The organism is Mycobacterium sp. IDUB_1, assembly GCF_055419625.1.
The window spans coordinates 722,496-739,159 of record NZ_JBVAYA010000002.1 but is presented as its reverse complement, the minus strand read 5'-3'; the positions used below and the strand labels follow the sequence as shown (position 1 = coordinate 739,159).

Genomic DNA, 16,664 nt, shown 5'->3' with positions numbered 1-16,664 from the left:
CTACCGTGACGTAGATGTCCTGCGTTTTCTGCGCCATCGTCGCGGGCGAGGCCCCGGCCATCACGATCCACGACGACGACGACCACCTCGCGATTCTCGACATCCGCCCGTTCACCCGCGGTCACACGCTGGTGATCCCCAAGCGCCACACCGTCGACCTGACCGACACCCCGCCCGCCACCGTGGCCTCGATGATGCGGCTGGGCCAGCGCATCGCCAAGGCGGCGCGGGCCTCGGGCCTGCACGCCGACGGCAACAACATCGCGATCAACGACGGCAAGGCCGCCTTCCAGACGGTGTTCCACATCCACCTGCATGTGGTGCCGCGCCGCGACGGCGACAAACTGTCGTTCGCCAAGGGCATGCTGGTGCGCCGGGACGCCGACCGGGAGCAGACGGGACGGCTGCTGCGCGAGGCACTGGCGCAGATCGACACGGCCGAGTTGGATTGAGCAGATGAACATCGCCCAGTGGGTCGAGCAGAACGTCGGTGTCCGGTTACTGATGCTGCACGATTCCCTCTACAAGCGCACGAATGGTCGCGTTGGCCATCGCATTCCGTTGCCCGGTGTGCCGCCGAGCCTGCTTCTGCACACCGTGGGCGCCAAAACCGGCGCACAGCGCACCAACACGCTGTCGTACTTCCCCGACGGCGGGCACTACTACGTCGTCGCCTCCAAAGGCGGTGATCCACGCGCACCCGGCTGGTATCACAACCTCAAGGCGAATCCGGACATCGAGATCAACATCGGGCCGCGCAGAGTGGCGGTCACGGCGACGCCGGTGCTCGCCGACGATCCCGACTACCCGCGGCTGTGGGAACTCGTCAACCGCGACAACAGCAACCGATACAACGGCTATCAGCGCCGCACGAGCCGTAAGATCCCGCTCGTCCGGCTCACCCCGAAGGCTTAGAACAGCTCTTTGGCCAGCAGTTCCAGCGTGGCTTCGCGCGCCGGGGAGGTCGCCGGGACCACACCGCGGTGGGCGGAGGCGACCGGGTGGATCATCACCTCGTCGACGTCGAATTCGGCCGCCAGCTCGCGGACCTGCTCGGCCGCTTCCGACGGGCTGCCCACCACAGCCTGGCGCAGGCCGTGGTCGATGACCGATTGGGCCCTCGGACCCATGTCCAACGCTTCGGCATCCTCGACCAGGTCGACGGCCGCCATCGGCGCTCCCGTGCGCAGCCGCGCCATCATCTGCAGATTCGGCAGCACCAAACGCAGTGCCTCGTCGCGGGTTTCGGCGACCACTGCGTTGACGGTGAGGAACGTGACGGGCTCGGGGGTCAGCTCGCTGGGCCGGAACTCGTCGCGGTAGGTCTGCAGAGCCTCCGCCGTGCCCTGTCCGGAGAAGTGGTGGGCGAACACATACGGCAGGCCCTTGGCTGCCGCCAGATGCGCCGAGTACATCGACGAGCCGAGCAGCCACAACCTCGGTTCGGACGCGGCGGCCGGCGTCGCCTTGAGGATGTAGTTGTCCCGCATCAGGTCGCGGGGCAGCGCGACGCGCACGCCCTTGCGTCCCATCAGTGCGACGACGTCGTCGAGGTATTCGGGGAACGCCTCGATGTCGCGGTCGTCGCGGCCGGCCGCGCCCCGCAGCGCCATCGAGGTGACCGGGTCGGACCCGGGCGCGCGGCCGATACCCAGATCGATGCGGCCGGGATGAGCGGCTTCGAGCAGCGCGAACTGCTCGGCCACCGCCAGCGGGGCGTGGTTGGGCAGCATCACCCCGCCCGAGCCCAGTCGCAGCGCCGAGGTGTGGGCCGCCAGGTGGGCAAGCAGGACCGGCGGGCTGGTGGCCGCGACCGACGGCATGTTGTGGTGCTCGGCCACCCAGTACCGGGTGTAACCGAGCCGGTCGGCGGTCTGGGCCAGGCGCGTCGTCGCGGCCAGCGCATCCGAGGTCGTCTGGTCGGAGCGCACGGGAACGAGGTCGAGGACAGAGAGACGCATTGAACGTGCAACGCATCAGCGCCGCGGGACGTTCCCTTTGTGCGATTTCGGTGTGATGATCGTCGGTCAGCGACGGCAATCACGCCGAAATCGCGCGGGCGCGGGTGAAAATGTCGTCCATCATGGCCGGGATCAGCCGGCCGGTGAAGGTGTTCTGCTGGCTGGGGTGATAGCAGCCCATCAGCACGACCTCACCCGGCGGGGTGTCCAGCCGCGCCGTCACACCGTGGCCGAAGGTGGGGGCAGGCGTGCCGACGACGCCACCCGCGCGACGGATCATGGCCAGCGCGGCCTGCCATGCGAAGCCACCGAGCGCGACGATCACCCGGACGTGGGGGCCGACCAGGCGCCACTCGGCGTCCAGCCACGGCGCGCACACGCTGCGCTCGACCGGCGTGGGCTTGTTGCCCGGCGGGGCGCACCGCACCGCAGCCGCGACGCGAACATCCTTGAGCGACAGTCCGTCTCCGCTGTCGACGGCGTCCGGCTGATTAGCCAGACCGGCGCGGTGCAGCGACCCGAACAGGAAGTCACCCGACCGGTCACCGGTGAAGACCCGGCCTGTGCGGTTGGCGCCGTTGGCAGCGGGGGCGAGGCCGACGATCAGGATGGCCGGCCGCGGTGAGCCGAAACCGGGTGCGGGCCTCCCCCAGTACGGTTCGTCGGCGTACGACTTCCGCTTGACCACCGCCACCTCTTCGCGCCACGCGACCAGACGCGGGCACGCCCGGCACACCGACACCTCGGCGTCCAGCTGCTCCACCGTCGCGGCGGCAGACGCGAGCGCAGCCACTTCCGCCGGTGAGCCGGCCACCGGGGTGCGCGTCGTCGCCGGGTCTCCCGGCCATCCCGACCCCGGGCGTACCGGCGAGGAGAACCGGCCGCCGATGCGAGGGTGAGGCAAACTCACCGGTCGACCAGTTCGTTACCAGAAAGCACGGTTCATCGTTACCACGAAACACCGTGTACCTCACCCGTGTGACCGGCGGAACGGCTCACCATGGATCGCCTGGGAACCCGAGCGAGGTGGGGAGAATCATGCGACGAGCGAAAGCTGCCGTCATCGGTCTGTGCGTTGTGGTGACGGGGTGCGGCGCGACCGTCAGCAACGCTGAATCCCCCGTACCCACCAGAACGATGATCCCGCGTCCGCTGACCGAGCGGGAACTCCCCAAGCTGCTGCTGACCCCTGAACAGGTGGCGCAGGCCATGGGGTCACCGCCGATGACCGTGACCGAATCGCAGTCGGCGATGTCCGACAACAGCGCGATCATGGCACCCCCGGAATGCCTCGCCCTCGACGGTGCCGCCGAGGCGGCCGTCTATTCGGCCAGCGGTTTCACCGCCGAACGGGACCAGAGCCTCAACGACGGCGATGCGTTCAAGCACTACTCCAAACAGGCCGTGGTGCTGTTCCCGTACCTCGAGAAGGCCACCGCGTTCTTCGACGCCTCAGTTCAGCAGTGGCCGGCCTGCCACCAGTACACGCACACACAGAGCGGAACGCAGTGGACGGTCGGCGAGATCACAGCCGCCGACCACGTCCTGAGCACGGTGTCGACCCTCAACGAGGCCGCAGCCCCGGGTTGGGGCTGCGGACGGGCGCTGGCCCAGGCCAACAACGTGATCGTCGACGTCAACACCTGCAGTGCGAATCCGGCCGACACCGCAGCCACGATCGCCCGGCAGATCGCCGCCAACGTCGCGGCGACGTGGTAGCCGACCACAGGCTTGCTAACCTGCGGCGATGAGCCGGCGCAGGCCCCTGCTGCTGATCCTGTTCGCCGCGTTGATGGCGGGCGCTGGGAACGGCATCTCGATGGTCGCCTTCCCCTGGCTGGTGCTGCAGCGCACCGGGTCGGCGCTGGACGCCTCGGTGGTCGCCATGGCCGGGACACTGCCGCTGCTGGCCGCGACGCTGATCGCCGGCGCCGCCGTCGACTTCCTCGGCCGCCGACGCGTGTCGATGATCTCCGACGCGCTGTCCGCACTGTCGGTGGCGGCGGTCCCGGTGATCGCCCTGCTCTTCGGCGCGCACGCGATCAACGTCGCGGTGCTGGCCGGATTGTCAGCTCTCGGAGCGCTTTTCGACCCGGCCGGCATGACGGCGCGCGAGACCATGCTGCCCGAGGCAGCACAGCGCGCCGGCTGGACTCTCGATCACGCCAACTCGTTCTACGAGGCGGTGTTCAACCTGGCCTACATCGTCGGGCCAGGAATCGGCGGTCTGCTGATCGCCACCCTGGGCGGGATCAACACGATGTGGGTGACCGCGGGCGCCTTCGTGTTGTCGATCGTCGCGATCGCGGTGCTGCGCCTCGAAGGCGCGGGGACACCGGAGCCGTCGGCGCGCGCCGGCGGCGTGTGGGCCGGCATCGTCGAGGGCTTGCGATTCGTGTGGCACCACCGGGTGCTGCGCACGTTGGCGTTCGTCGACCTCACCGCGACGGGGCTCTACATGCCGATGGAAAGCGTGCTGTTCCCGAAGTACTTCACCGACCGCAACGAGCCCGCGCAGCTGGGTTGGGTTTTGATGGCGCTCAGCATCGGCGGGCTCATCGGAGCCCTGGGCTATGCGGTGCTGTCCCGCGTCACCCGGCGCCGCACCGTGATGATGACCGCGGTGCTGACGCTCGGGGTGGCGATGACGATCATCGCGTTCCTGCCGCCGCTGCCGCTGATCCTCGTGCTGTGCGCGGTCGTGGGTTTCGTCTACGGCCCGATCGCACCGATTTACAACTACGTCATGCAGACCCAGGCTCCGCCACATCTTCGCGGCCGTGTGGTGGGCGTGATGGGATCGCTGGCCTACGCGGCAGGCCCGCTCGGTCTGATCGTGGCCGGGCCGCTGGCCGATTCGGCTGGACTGCACGCGACGTTCCTGGCGTTGTCGCTGCCGATGTTGGCGCTCGGGGTGGCCACGGTGTTCCTTCGGCCGTTGCGCGAGCTCGATCGCGGGCCGCAGGCCGCACAAAGCTCGTAGCATCGATCGTGTGGCTTCCGATGTGCTCGACGAACTGACCGCCGCGCTGCCCGAGGGCACCGTTGTCACCGATCCCGACGTCGTGGCGTCGTATCGGCAGGACCGCGCCGCCGATCCGAGCGCAGGAACACCGATGGCCGTGGTGCGGCCCCGACGTACCGACGAGGTGCAGACGGTGATGCGCTGGGCGAGTTCCCACCGGATCGCCGTCGTCCCGCGCGGTATGGGTACCGGATTGTCCGGCGGCGCAACAGCTCTCGACGGCGGCATCGTGCTGTCGACCGAGAAGATGCGCGACATCTCGGTCGACCCGGTCACGCGCACGGCCGTCGTCCAACCCGGCCTGCTCAACGCCGAGGTGAAGAAAGCCGTCGCCGAGCACGGACTGTGGTATCCCCCCGACCCGTCGTCCTTCGAGATCTGCAGCATCGGCGGCAACATCGCCACCAACGCGGGCGGCCTGTGCTGCATCAAGTACGGGGTCACCACCGACTACGTCCTCGGCATGCAGGTGGTGCTCGCCGACGGCACCGCCGTGCGTCTCGGCGGGCCCCGCTTGAAAGACGTTGCGGGACTGTCGTTGACGAAGCTCTTCGTGGGCAGCGAGGGCACCCTAGGAGTGGTCACCGAGGTGACGCTGAAGCTGCTGCCGGCACAGCACGGTGCCTGCACGGTGGTGGCGTCCTTCGATTCGGTCGAGGCGGCCGCGCGCGCCGTCGTCACGATCACCGGCAAGATCCGGCCGTCCATGCTCGAGTTCATGGACGCCGTGGCGATCAACGCCGTCGAGGACAAACTCCGGATGGGTCTGGACCGCAACGCTGCCGCCATGATGGTCGCCGCCAGCGACGACCGCGGACCCGCGGGTGCGCGCGATGCCGAGTACATGGCCGAGGTGTTCACCGAACACGGTGCCACAGAAGTGTTCTCGACCTCCGACCCCGAGGAGGGCGAAGCCTTCGTCGCCGCCCGGCGGTACGCGATCCCCGCGGTCGAGGCCCGGGGGTCGCTGCTGCTCGAAGATGTCGGCGTGCCGCTGCCCGCCCTGGCCGATCTGGTCGGCGGCGTGGAGAAGATCGCCGCCAATCACGACCTGATGATCTCGGTGATCGCCCACGCCGGCGACGGCAACACCCACCCGCTGATCGTCTTCGATCCCGCCGACGCGGCGATGGAGCAGCGTGCGCAGCAGGCGTTCGGCGAGATCATGGACCTCGCCGTCTCGCTGGGCGGCACGATCACCGGTGAGCACGGGGTGGGGCGACTCAAGCGACCGTGGCTGGCGGGTCAGCTCGGGCCTGAGGTGATGGAACTCAATCGGCGGATCAAGTCCGCGCTCGATCCCGACGGCATCCTCAACCCCGGAGCCGCCTTCTGACGCAGCTTGCATAACTGCAGTTACATCACACCCGCTATGTAGATATCACCGTCAACGAAAATTAGATCCCGCTGGGCAACCCACGGCTCGCGACTACATAACGGCAGTGATATATATAGCCCGTGCCTGACCGCGCCGCTCCCGCCGCAGTCGACAGCATCGGTTCTCTCGTCGACCATGCCGCCGACCTTCTCGTCCGCCACCTCAGCGACCGTGCCGACATGACCGCGTCCGCCGGCTTCGTGATGAACCGGCTGCACCGTGAAGGTCCCACTCGGCTGACCACGCTCGCCGCCAAGGAAGGCGTCAGCCAACCGTCGATGACACAGCTGATCCAGCGCCTCGAACGCCGCGGTCTCGTGGCCAAGGTCGCCGATCCCGGCGACGGCCGCGCCGCGCTGATCGGTGTCACCGACGACGGGCTCGCGCTGATGGAACAGCGGGCGGCCGCACGCCGCGAACGGCTCGGCACGCTGCTCGACACACTCGGCGACGACGAGCGCGATGCGCTGGCCTTGGCCGCCCGCGTCGCGTTGCCCGTGCTGCAGTCGCTGGCGACCACTGCCGACGACACTCTGGGCGCCGCAACCGATGAACGGGGACTGGCATGAGGGTCGTCCGGAGAGGACTGAAGAAGGTGTGGATTCCGCTCGTGCTGATCGTGGTGCTGTCCGTGTCGGCCTTGGTCGTCTCGCGGCTGCACCGCCAGTTCGCGTCCACCGATCTCAACGCGAATGCGGGGGCGGGCATCGAGATCGTGCAGTTCAACCCGAAGGTCATGGTCTACGAGGTGTGGGGTGCACCCGGCTCGACCGCCGAGATCAGCTACTTCGATCCCGACGCCAACGTGCACACGCTGACCGCGCCGTTGCCCTGGACCGTCTCGCTGTCGACGACGCTGCCGACGGTCAGCGCGAACCTGATGGCCCGCGCTGACGCCGACTCGATCGGCTGCCGCGTCACGGTCAACGGCACCGTTCGCGACGAACGTCAGGCCGACGGCGTCGACGCCCAGACCTACTGCCTGGTGAAGTCCGCATGAGCACCCACACAAAGCGCTTCGCGCACCGCCCGGAAAAGCACGCCAAGGGCCACCCCGTGGCCCACCTTCTGCGGATCCTGTCCGTCCCGGTCATCCTGGCGTGGATCGCCATTGCCGTGGTGGTGAACGTCGTCGCCCCGCAACTCGAGGTCGTCGGCGAAGAACACTCCGCTCCGATGACGCCCAACGACGCGCCGTCGGTGCAGGCCATGAAGGAGATGGGAGCGAACTTCACGGAGTTCGACTCCAACAGCACCGTCATGGTGATCGTCGAGGGCCAAGAGCCGCTCGGACCGGACGCGCACAAGTACTACGACGAGATCATCACGAAGCTGCGCGACGATCCGGAACACATTCAGCACATCCAGGACTTCTGGGGCGACACGCTGACCGCGGCCGGCGCGCAGAGCTCGGACGGCAAAGCCGCCTACGTGATGCTCAACCTGGCCGGCGAGCAGGGCCAGACGTTGTCCAACACCGGTGTCGAGCACGTGCGGGAGGCGATCGCGAACACCCCCGCACCCCCGGGGGTAAAGGCCTATGTCGCCGGCCCTGCGGCACTGACCGACGACATGCACGTCATCGGCAACGCCAGCCTCGGTCAGATCACCGCCTACACCCTGCTCGCGATCTTCTTCATGCTGCTTGTGGTGTACCGGTCGTTCGTGACGACGCTGGTGCAGCTCTTCCTCACCGCGATCGGGCTGCTGACCGCCCGCGGCGTGGTCTCGGTGCTCGCCGACAACGGCGCCTTCGGGTTGACGACCTTCGCGGGCAACATCCTCACGATGCTCGCGATCGCCGCGGCCACCGACTACGGCATCTTCATCTTCGGCCGCTATCGCGAAGCGCGCAGCGCGGGTGAAGACCGAGAAACCGCGTACCACACCACGTTCCGCTCGGTGACCCCGGTGATCATCGGTTCCGGGTTGACGATCGCCGGTGCCACCTACTGCCTGTCCTTCGCGCGGCTGCCCTACTTCTCGACCATGGGAGAGCCCGTGGCGATCGGCATGGTCGTCGTCGTCGCCTCCGCAGTCACACTCGGGCCTGCCGTTCTGTTCCTCGGCAGCAAGATCGGCCTGTTCGAGTCGAAACGTGATGCGCGCAGCAGGTTCTGGCGCCGCGTGGGCACTGCGGTCGTGCGCTGGCCGGGGCCGATCCTGGTGGCGAGCGCATTCATCGTGCTCATCGGGCTGGTCGCGATCCCCGGCTACAAGCCTGCCTACAACGACCGCTACTACCTGCCCGACAGCGCACCTGTCAACATCGGATACGCCGCCGCCGACCGGCATTTCACCCCGGCGCGGATGAACCCGGACATCATCATGGTCGAAGCCGACCACGACATGCGCAATCCCGGGGACATGTTGGTGCTGAACGCGATCGGCCGCAACGTGATGCAGGCGCGCGGCATCGCGATGGTGCAGAGCATCACCCGTCCGCTGGGAATCCCCATCCAGCACAGCTCGATTCCGTTCCAGACCAGCGTGTCCGGCCAGGTACAGAATCAGAACCTGCCGTTCCAGCGCGCTCAGCTCGACGACATGAAGAAGATGGCCGAGGCCACCCAGGCGAACATCGACATCATGGAGAAGCAGTATCAGCTCTCGCTCAAACAGACTCAGCTGACGCAGGATTCGGCGCAGAAGTCCAAGGAGCTGTTGCAGATCACCGAACAGGTCCGCGACAACATCGCCAACTTCGACGACCAGTTCCGGCCGCTGCGCAACTACTTCTACTGGGAACCGCACTGCTACGACATCCCGATGTGCGCGGCGATCAGGTCGCTGTTCGATTCGCTCGACGGTATCAACGAGCTGACCGACGCCCAAGGTGCGGTGCAGGGCAACACCGATCAGCTCGCCGACCTGGCTCCGCAACTGACCGCCCTGCTCCCCCAGACCATCGCGACGATGAAGCAGACGCTGGCTCTGACGTGGGCGTCGTACAACTCCCAGAAGACGCTGCTCGATCAGATGGGTGCGATGAATGACACCGCACTGGCCATGGGCGCGGCGTTCGACACCGCCAAGAACGACGATCTGTTCTTCCTGCCGCCAGAAGCGTTCAGCAATCCCGACTTCGAGCGCGGACTGAAGATGTTCATGTCCCCCGACGGGAAATCGGCGCGCATGTTCGTCACCCACCAGAGCGATCCCGCGACGGTGGAGGGCATCTCGCGCGTCGACGCCGAGCGGGAGGCCGCGCAGAACGCGATCAAGATGACCTCGCTGTCGAATGCCAAGATCCTCATCGGCGGGACCGCGGCCACCTACAAGGACATGGCCGACGGCGCGAAGTACGACCTGCTGATCGCCGTGGTCTCAGCGCTCACGCTGATCTTCATGATCATGCTGATCCTGACCCGCAGCGTGGTGGCGGCGGCGACGATCGTCGGCACCGCGGCCAGTTCGATCGCCGCGTCGTTCGGCATCTCCGTGCTGATCTGGCAGGATCTGTTCGGCATCCAGATCCACTGGCTGGTCATGCTGATGTCGGTCATCATCCTGCTGGCCGTCGGCGCGGACTACAACCTGCTGCTGGTACACCGTTTCCGCGAGGAGATCCACGCCGGGCTCAAGACCGGCATCATCCGGTCGATGGCCGGCACCGGCGGTGTCGTCACGTCGGCGGGCCTGGTGTTCGCCGCGACGATGGCGGCGATGCTGGGCAGCAGTCTGACGGTGCTGGCCCAGATGGGGTCGACGATCGCGATCGGCCTTCTGGTCGACACCCTGGTGGTGCGGTCGTTCCTGATGCCGTCCATCGCGACCCTGCTCGGTCGGTGGTTCTGGTGGCCGCAGGTGGTCTACCCGCGCGGGGACAACCACTTCCTGCCGCCGGCGCCGCCGGCCCGGGATGCTGACACCGCCCCGGTCCCGGTCGGAGGCTGAACAGGGGCTGAGTCCCTCCCGTCCCGCGTGGCACCACCGTGATCAGGAGTCACACGGTTAACATCACGCCGTGTCCGATCTGCCCGACGCCCGGCGCACCCGGGCGGTATCCCGCCGTGACGCGTTGCGCTTCGCCGCTGCCGCAGGCGCGGGCGTCGCTGGTCTCGGCGCTGCCGCTCTCGGCGCCGGAGCGCCCACAGCATCGGCGGCCGCTCCCACGCTGATCGATTTCGCGGCCGCGCAGATTCCGGCGGAGGCCATCCGCGCCGCCGGCCATTCCGGCGTCGTCAACTACGTGTCGCTGTCGCGGCCCGGGTCGAACTTCGGCGCCAAGCCGATCACGCTGCCGTACGCGCGCTCGCTGAACGCCCAGGGCCTCGTCATCGTCAGCAACTATCAATACGGAAAGCCCGGCGGCACAGCGCCGTCCGACTTCACCCGCGGGTTCGCCGGCGGTGTCGCCGACGCGCGCACCGGCTGGGGTCTGCACACCGCCGCCGGCGGTGGGCGCAGCGCACCGATCTTCTTCACCATCGACGAGGACATCAGCCGCGACACCTGGAACACCGTGGCGCTGCCGTGGTTTCGGGGGATCAACTCGGTGATCGGCGTGCAGCGCACGGGCATCTACGGCGGCATTGACGCGTGCCAGTGGGCAATCGCCGACGGTGTGGTCGGCGCGTCCAGCGTGCCCGGTTACCGGTGGGCGTGGCAGACCAAAGCGTGGTCGGGAAACAAGATTCATCCGCAGGCCGTGCTGTACCAGCGCATCGTCGACACCGCGTCGAACCCGGGCCCGCTGGTCGGCGGGATGCGGGTGGACGTCAACGACGTGATGGCGCGCGACGTCGGGCAGTGGAACCTGCATCAGTGAGCGACTCGGCGCTCTGACCCGCACCTGTACCGGATGCTGTAGCCGAGATTGCCTCCAGGGTTGCCGCAACGACCCTGCACGCAATGTCGCGTGCAGCATCGAGCAAGCGGTCGTTTGACGCGTTGTGCGTTGACACCGGCCTGCTTATGTCGTATGCATGAGACATGTCGGCTGTTTTGTCTCACGGTTCCCCAGTGGCGTTTCGCCTACCGACCGCATCTACCTGGCCGGACCCGTGGCCGATGTACCGCGCGCTACGCGACCGCGACCACGTCCACCACGTCGTGCCTGCCGACCGGCCCGACCACGACTACTACGTGCTGTCCCGGCACGCCGACATCTGGTCTGCGGCGCGCGACCACCAGACGTTCTCCTCCGCCCAGGGCCTGACCGTCAACTACGGCGAGCTCGAGATGATCGGCCTGGCCGACAATCCGCCGATGGTCATGCAGGATCCGCCGACGCACACCGAGTTCCGCAAGCTCGTGTCCCGGGGTTTCACACCACGCCAGGTCGAGGCGATCGAGCCGACGGTGCGCCAGTTCGTCGTCGAACGCATCGAGGGGTTGCGTTCGCGCGGCGGCGGCGACATCGTCGGCGAACTGTTCAAACCCCTACCGTCGATGGTGGTCGCGCACTACCTCGGCGTGCCCGAGGCCGACCGCGGCAAGTTCGACGGATGGACCGAAGCGATCGTCGCCGCCAACACCACCGACGGTGGGATCGGCGGCGCGCTAGACACCCTCGGAGACGCACTCGGCGAGATGATGACCTACTTCACCGCACTGATCGAGCGCCGCCGCGTCGACCCCGGTGACGACACCGTCTCCCATCTCGTGGCCGCCGGTGTCGGCGCCGACGGGGACATCGCCGGTGTGCTCTCGGTTCTCGCGTTCACCTTCACGATGGTCACCGGCGGCAACGACACCACCACCGGCATGCTCGGCGGCTCGGTGCAGCTGCTGCACCAACGCCCCGATCAGCGCCGGCTCCTCGTCGACGACCCCGGCCTCATCCCCGGCGCCGTCGACGAATTCCTGCGGCTCACCTCCCCGGTGCAGGGACTGGCCCGCACCACGACCCGCGACGTCACGATCGGCGACCGCACGATCCCCGCCGGCCGCAAGGTGCTGTTCCTCTACGGTTCGGCCAACCGCGACGAGCGCGAATACGGCGATGACGCAGGCGAACTCGACGTCACCCGCAACCCCCGCAACATCCTCACGTTCAGCCACGGCGCCCACTTCTGCCTGGGCTCGGCCGCGGCACGGATGCAGTCCCGAGTCGCACTGTCCGAACTCCTGGCCCGCATTCCCGACTTCGACGTCGACGAAGCCGGAATCGTCTGGGCCGGCGGCAGTTACGTGCGCAGACCGCTGACGGTGCCGATCACGGTGACCCGGTGAGCGGCAGGGACTGGCTCGCCGCGCACCGCACCGAAGTCGCCGCCGAACGCATTCTGGACGCAGCCGGTGGCTTGTTCGCCGAGAAGCCCGCCGCGACCGTCGGCATGAACGACATAGCCGCGGCGGCGGGCTGTTCGAGAGCCACGCTGTACCGCTACTTCGAGAACCGCGACGCGCTGCACACCGCCTACGTCCACCGGGAGACCCACCGGCTCTACCGGGAGCTGACCGACCGGCTCGTCCCGATCGAGGATCCGCGAGAGCGGCTCGTGCAGGGCATGCTCGGATGTCTGCGCATGGTGCGCGAGAACCCCGCGCTGGCCTCCTGGTTCACCGCGTCAACGCGACCCATCGGCGGTGAGATGGCCGAGCAGTCACCGGTGATCGCCGCCCTGACCGAGATGTTCGTCGTGAGCCTGCAGGCCGGCGCCGCCGACCACGTCGAACAGCGGGCCCGCTGGTTGGTGCGGATCCTGACCTCGCTGCTGATGTTCCCCGGTCGCGACGACGCCGACGAGGCCGCCATGCTCGCCGAATTCGTCGTCCCGCAGATCGTTGCGGTCACACCCGGGTGAACCGGTGCAGTAGCCACGCCAGCGGCACGGTCACCAGCATCGTGCCGAAGAACAGCAGCCACACCGAACCGTTGTAGATCGGGTACCGCAGCACCTCGACCATCACCAGTTCCATCGTCACGAGGTGGATCAGGAAGATCTCGTAGGAGATCTCACCCAGGAACACCATCGGTCTACTCGCCATGAGCTTCGCGTACAGACCGGTGTTACCCAGCGCCAGCGGAGCCACGACCAACGTCGCGATCACAGCGTAGAAGGCGCTCTTGGCCAACGCTTCCCACAGCAGAGCCGGAGACGTCGTCGGCTCTCCCCCGATCGGCGTGGACACGATGAAGTAGCAGATCACCACAACGGGCAGGCAGGCCAGCGCGTACGCGCGAACACGCATTGCCGCCAGTACCGCGAGCACCATGCCGCCGACGAACCATGACAGATAACCCGGCAACCACAGCCGGGCGCCGTCGGGCAGAAAAGACGTCTTGTGCACCAACGTGAGCCAGGCCGGGGACAGCGCCGCCAGCGCAACCAGACCGGCGAGCAGCAGCCACGGCCGCCAGCGCCGGCGACACAGCACGACCAGCAGGAGGTAGGCCATCAGCGGTAACGCCACATAGAAGGCCGCTTCGACGGCGAGGCTCCACATCTGCGTAAGACCCTGGTGCAGAAAGGAATACAGATAGTTGTCGGTGTAGATCTGGGTCAGCGTCAGGTTGCGCACCAGCCCTTCCCAGGTGTGACCGGGATTCGGACCCGCCGTGCGGAAGTGGTAGACGAGATATGCCGCCAGGACGGTGACCACATAGGCCGGCATGATGCGCCGGACCCGGTGCCACGCATAGCGTTTCACCGAGGGCGCGGGAGAACCGCTGGCGCACGCGGTCACCCAGGGGCTGAACAGCAGGAAGCCGGACAGCACGAAGAAGATCGGCACCCCGATCTCCATGCGGGAGAACATGAGCCCGACGTAGCCCTGCCCGTAGCGACCGGTGGTGTAGGCGGCGTGCGTCAGCACCACGAGAAGTGCTGCCACGGCCCGGATACCGGTCAGTGAGTCGACCCGGCCGGTCGCCGTGACGGATTCCAGCCCGCCCTGCGCCTCGGTGCCCGAAGCCATCCCCGAGGACAGGGTCATGACGCGATCATCGATCTTTGTAGCGCGCCTTCGGCCCGCGATCGGGTTCCAGATGGATCAGCTGGCCCTGGATCTTGGTGTTCTCCAGCTTCTTCAGCGTCTCCCGCGACAGGTTGGCCGGCAGCTCCACCAGCGAGTAGTCCAACTTGATCGCGATGTGGCCGAAGTCGCTGCGATGCAGGCCGCCCTCGTTGGCGATCGCGCCGACGATCGCACCCGGCATGGCCTTGTGCTTCTTGCCGACCGCGATGCGGTAGGTAGCCAGGTCGCTGCGGCGCTCCCGCTGCTTACGCGGGCCTCGACCGTCACCGCCGTCACGGTCGGGACGATCCGCGCGGTCCTTCTTCTCGCGGCGCTTCTCCGGCGGCGGCTCGGTCATCAAGAACGCTTCGCCGTCGCGACTCTGCAGCGCCAGCGCGGCGGCGATGTCGGCCATCGGCACGTCGTGGTCACGCTCGTAGTTCTCGATCAGCGTGCGGAACAACTCGATGCCCGGCGCGGCGAGCGCCTCGGTGATCGAATCGCGGAACTTCTGCACGCGGCGCTCGTTGACGTCCTCGACCGACGGCAGCTCGATCTCGACCAGTTTCTGCCGCGTCACCCGCTCGATGGCACCGAGCAGATGCCGTTCGCGCGGTGTGACGAACAGCAGCGCCGTCCCGGAGCGTCCGGCCCGGCCCGTGCGACCGATCCGGTGCACGTAGGACTCCGGGTCGTGTGGGATGTCGAAGTTAACCACGTGGGAGATGCGCTCGACGTCCAAGCCGCGTGCAGCGACGTCGGTCGCGACCAGGATGTCGATCGAACCGTCCTTGAGCGCGTTGATCGTGCGTTCACGCACCGCCTGCGGGATGTCGCCGTTGATCGCCGCCGCCGCGAACCCGCGGGCCTTGAGCTTCTCGGCCACCTCCTCGGTGGCCTGCTTGGTGCGGACGAACACGATCATCGCGTCGCCCTGCTCCACCTCGAGCAGCCGGGTCAGCGCGTCCATCTTCCGCGGATAGGAGACCTGGATGTAGCGCTGGGTGATGTTCTCGGCAGTCTGGGTCTTCGACTTGACCGTGACCTCGACCGGATCGTGCAGGTACTTGGCGGTGATCTTCTTGATCGCCGGCGGCATGGTCGCCGAGAACAGCGCGACCTGCTTGTACTCGGGCGTGTCGGCGAGGATGCGCTCGACGTCCTCGGCGAACCCCATCTGCAGCATCTCGTCGGCCTCGTCGAGCACCATGTAGTCGAGGTGGCTGACGTCGAGCGTGCCCTTCTCCAGATGGTCGATCACACGGCCGGGCGTGCCGACGACGATCTGGGCGCCCCGCTTCAGGCCCGCCAGCTGGGGCCCGTAGGAGCTGCCGCCGTACACCGGCAGCACGTTGACGTTCAGATGGGCGCCGTACCGGCTGAACGCCTCGGCGACCTGCAGCGCCAGCTCACGGGTCGGGGCCAACACCAGCGCCTGGGTGGTGCGGCTCGAGGTGTCGATCTTGCTCAGGATGGGGATGGCGAACGCGGCGGTCTTGCCCGTACCGGTCTGGGCCAGCCCGACGACGTCGGAACCGGCCAGCATCGCGGGGATCGTCGCCGCCTGAATCGGCGACGGCGACTCGTAGCCGACGTCGCTGACCGCCTGCAGCACGGAGGGGTGGATCTGCAGGTCGGCGAAGGTTGGGGCGACGGGCAGATCCGTGCTGGCGGGGGTCACATCCGAGGAGGTCATCGTGGTGGCAGTCTAGTGCCCTTTCCGGCTCCGTCCTGCCGCGCGCCTGATGGCCGGTGTCGGCGCAGTGCCGGTACGGTCGCCTGTTGTGAAGTGGGCAGCAGTGATGGGTGCCGCAGCCCTCGTCCTCGCGGGCTGCGGCTCAGGTGATTCGACCGCATCGAAAACGCCGGGTCCGACGGCCTCGGCGGCTCCCTCGGCAGCACCTGCGCCGACCGTGGCGCCGGTCGGGCCGCCGCCGGGACCTGCGCCCGCCGCCGATCCCTGCGCCACCGACCTCGCCGCCCCCGAGATCGCGAACGCGGTGTCCCAACTCCCCCGCGACCCGCGCAGCAAGCAGGCGTGGAGCCCCGAACCGGTGGCCGGCAACTACAACGAGTGCGCGCAGCTGTCCGCGGTGATCGTCAAGGCCAACACCAACTCGCAGAACGCCAACACCCGGGCCGTGCTGTTCCACCGCGGCAAGTTCATCCCCACCGGGGTGCCGGACACCTACGGCTTCAACGGTCTCGACAGCACCGGCACCACCGGCGACACCGTCGCGCTGAAGTACTCCGGCGGCACGCCCGGGCTGGACAGCATCGTCAAGTTCCGCTGGAACGGCAGCGGAGTCGAGCTGATCGGCAACACGCCGCGCTGAGGCGTACGGGCGCGGTCTGCGGCGGGGTGCGGCGTCGGTGGGCTGCCCTACAGTGGCGG

At 67.8% G+C, this 16,664-nt stretch carries 16 protein-coding genes; 12 read left to right on the top strand and 4 right to left on the bottom strand.

The features are described from left to right. Positions 1-14 precede the first annotated feature (14 nt). Both ACZYYX_RS16585 and ACZYYX_RS16580 read left to right on the top strand, forming a co-directional pair. Positions 15-452, top strand: a complete 438-nt coding sequence (locus ACZYYX_RS16585; RefSeq protein WP_463815630.1) for an HIT family protein — start codon at positions 15-17, stop codon at positions 450-452. Positions 453-456: 4 nt separating this feature from the next. Next, the gene (locus ACZYYX_RS16580; RefSeq protein WP_463815629.1) at positions 457-915 is read left to right on the top strand and encodes a nitroreductase family deazaflavin-dependent oxidoreductase; all 459 of its coding nucleotides are present in this window, start codon (positions 457-459) and stop codon (positions 913-915) included. On the opposite strand, the gene ACZYYX_RS16575 is transcribed toward ACZYYX_RS16580, so the two are convergent. Beyond that, entirely contained in the window at positions 912-1,961 is a 1,050-nt protein-coding gene (locus ACZYYX_RS16575) for an LLM class flavin-dependent oxidoreductase (protein WP_463815628.1), read from the bottom strand. The genes ACZYYX_RS16580 and ACZYYX_RS16575 overlap by 4 nt on opposite strands. 79 nt (positions 1,962-2,040) lie before the next feature. Beyond that, a complete protein-coding gene (locus tag ACZYYX_RS16570) occupies positions 2,041-2,871 on the bottom strand; it encodes a uracil-DNA glycosylase (RefSeq protein WP_463815626.1) in 831 nt (276 codons plus the stop codon). Positions 2,872-2,999: 128 nt separating this feature from the next. Here ACZYYX_RS16570 and ACZYYX_RS16565 point away from each other — a divergent pair, with 128 nt between their 5' ends. The 9 genes from ACZYYX_RS16565 (at position 3,000) to ACZYYX_RS16525 (ending at position 13,116) form a co-directional block, all read left to right on the top strand. Continuing rightward, a complete protein-coding gene (locus tag ACZYYX_RS16565; protein WP_463815625.1) occupies positions 3,000-3,680 on the top strand; it encodes a sensor domain-containing protein in 681 nt (226 codons plus the stop codon). Positions 3,681-3,708: 28 nt separating this feature from the next. Continuing rightward, entirely contained in the window at positions 3,709-4,944 is a 1,236-nt protein-coding gene (tap, locus tag ACZYYX_RS16560; RefSeq protein ID WP_463815624.1) for a multidrug efflux MFS transporter Tap, read from the top strand. A 10-nt stretch (positions 4,945-4,954) separates the two neighbouring features. Beyond that, positions 4,955-6,322: an FAD-binding oxidoreductase gene (locus ACZYYX_RS16555; protein ID WP_463815622.1), complete on the top strand. Its 1,368-nt coding sequence runs from the start codon at positions 4,955-4,957 to the stop codon at positions 6,320-6,322. Positions 6,323-6,444: 122 nt separating this feature from the next. Further along, positions 6,445-6,933, top strand: a complete 489-nt coding sequence (locus tag ACZYYX_RS16550) for a MarR family winged helix-turn-helix transcriptional regulator (protein ID WP_463815621.1) — start codon at positions 6,445-6,447, stop codon at positions 6,931-6,933. Continuing rightward, a complete protein-coding gene (locus ACZYYX_RS16545) occupies positions 6,930-7,364 on the top strand; it encodes an MmpS family transport accessory protein (RefSeq protein WP_463815620.1) in 435 nt (144 codons plus the stop codon). Before ACZYYX_RS16550 ends, ACZYYX_RS16545 begins: the two co-directional genes overlap by 4 nt. Then, on the top strand, positions 7,361-10,261 hold the full coding sequence (locus tag ACZYYX_RS16540) for an MMPL/RND family transporter (RefSeq protein WP_463815619.1): 2,901 nt from the start codon (positions 7,361-7,363) through the stop codon (positions 10,259-10,261). Before ACZYYX_RS16545 ends, ACZYYX_RS16540 begins: the two co-directional genes overlap by 4 nt. Before the next feature lie 70 nt (positions 10,262-10,331). Continuing rightward, on the top strand, positions 10,332-11,135 hold the full coding sequence (locus ACZYYX_RS16535; RefSeq protein WP_463815617.1) for a DUF1906 domain-containing protein: 804 nt from the start codon (positions 10,332-10,334) through the stop codon (positions 11,133-11,135). A 164-nt stretch (positions 11,136-11,299) separates the two neighbouring features. Further along, complete coding sequence (locus tag ACZYYX_RS16530; RefSeq protein ID WP_463815616.1) at positions 11,300-12,541, top strand: cytochrome P450; 1,242 nt, start codon at positions 11,300-11,302, stop codon at positions 12,539-12,541. Then, the gene (locus ACZYYX_RS16525; RefSeq protein WP_463815615.1) at positions 12,538-13,116 is read left to right on the top strand and encodes a TetR/AcrR family transcriptional regulator; all 579 of its coding nucleotides are present in this window, start codon (positions 12,538-12,540) and stop codon (positions 13,114-13,116) included. The genes ACZYYX_RS16530 and ACZYYX_RS16525 overlap by 4 nt, the downstream gene beginning before the upstream one ends. Here ACZYYX_RS16525 and ACZYYX_RS16520 read toward each other — a convergent pair. Further along, positions 13,103-14,230 (bottom strand): acyltransferase family protein, encoded by a 1,128-nt coding sequence (locus tag ACZYYX_RS16520; protein WP_463815833.1) that lies wholly within the window; start codon positions 14,228-14,230, stop codon positions 13,103-13,105. The genes ACZYYX_RS16525 and ACZYYX_RS16520 overlap by 14 nt on opposite strands. 25 nt (positions 14,231-14,255) lie before the next feature. Further along, positions 14,256-15,965, bottom strand: coding sequence for a DEAD/DEAH box helicase (locus ACZYYX_RS16515; protein ID WP_463815613.1), 1,710 nt, complete (start codon positions 15,963-15,965; stop codon positions 14,256-14,258). A 49-nt stretch (positions 15,966-16,014) separates the two neighbouring features. Here ACZYYX_RS16515 and ACZYYX_RS16510 point away from each other — a divergent pair, with 49 nt between their 5' ends. Further along, entirely contained in the window at positions 16,015-16,605 is a 591-nt protein-coding gene (locus ACZYYX_RS16510; RefSeq protein ID WP_463815612.1) for an LppP/LprE family lipoprotein, read from the top strand. The last annotated feature ends 59 nt before the right edge of the window (positions 16,606-16,664 follow it).

Bases quoted from the DNA above. Each gene is read 5' to 3' on its own strand.
- ACZYYX_RS16510 (WP_463815612.1), top strand. From the start codon at position 16,015: ATGGCCGGTGTCGGCGCAGTGCCGGTACGGTCGCCTGTTGTGAAGTGG.
- ACZYYX_RS16520 (WP_463815833.1), bottom strand. From the start codon at position 14,230: ATGGCTTCGGGCACCGAGGCGCAGGGCGGGCTGGAATCCGTCACGGCG.
- ACZYYX_RS16545 (WP_463815620.1), top strand. From the start codon at position 6,930: ATGAGGGTCGTCCGGAGAGGACTGAAGAAGGTGTGGATTCCGCTCGTG.
- ACZYYX_RS16585 (WP_463815630.1), top strand. From the start codon at position 15: ATGTCCTGCGTTTTCTGCGCCATCGTCGCGGGCGAGGCCCCGGCCATC.
- ACZYYX_RS16575 (WP_463815628.1), bottom strand. From the start codon at position 1,961: ATGCGTCTCTCTGTCCTCGACCTCGTTCCCGTGCGCTCCGACCAGACG.
- ACZYYX_RS16530 (WP_463815616.1), top strand. From the start codon at position 11,300: ATGTCGGCTGTTTTGTCTCACGGTTCCCCAGTGGCGTTTCGCCTACCG.
- ACZYYX_RS16565 (WP_463815625.1), top strand. From the start codon at position 3,000: ATGCGACGAGCGAAAGCTGCCGTCATCGGTCTGTGCGTTGTGGTGACG.
- ACZYYX_RS16580 (WP_463815629.1), top strand. From the start codon at position 457: ATGAACATCGCCCAGTGGGTCGAGCAGAACGTCGGTGTCCGGTTACTG.
- tap (WP_463815624.1), top strand. From the start codon at position 3,709: ATGAGCCGGCGCAGGCCCCTGCTGCTGATCCTGTTCGCCGCGTTGATG.
- ACZYYX_RS16515 (WP_463815613.1), bottom strand. From the start codon at position 15,965: ATGACCTCCTCGGATGTGACCCCCGCCAGCACGGATCTGCCCGTCGCC.
- ACZYYX_RS16540 (WP_463815619.1), top strand. From the start codon at position 7,361: ATGAGCACCCACACAAAGCGCTTCGCGCACCGCCCGGAAAAGCACGCC.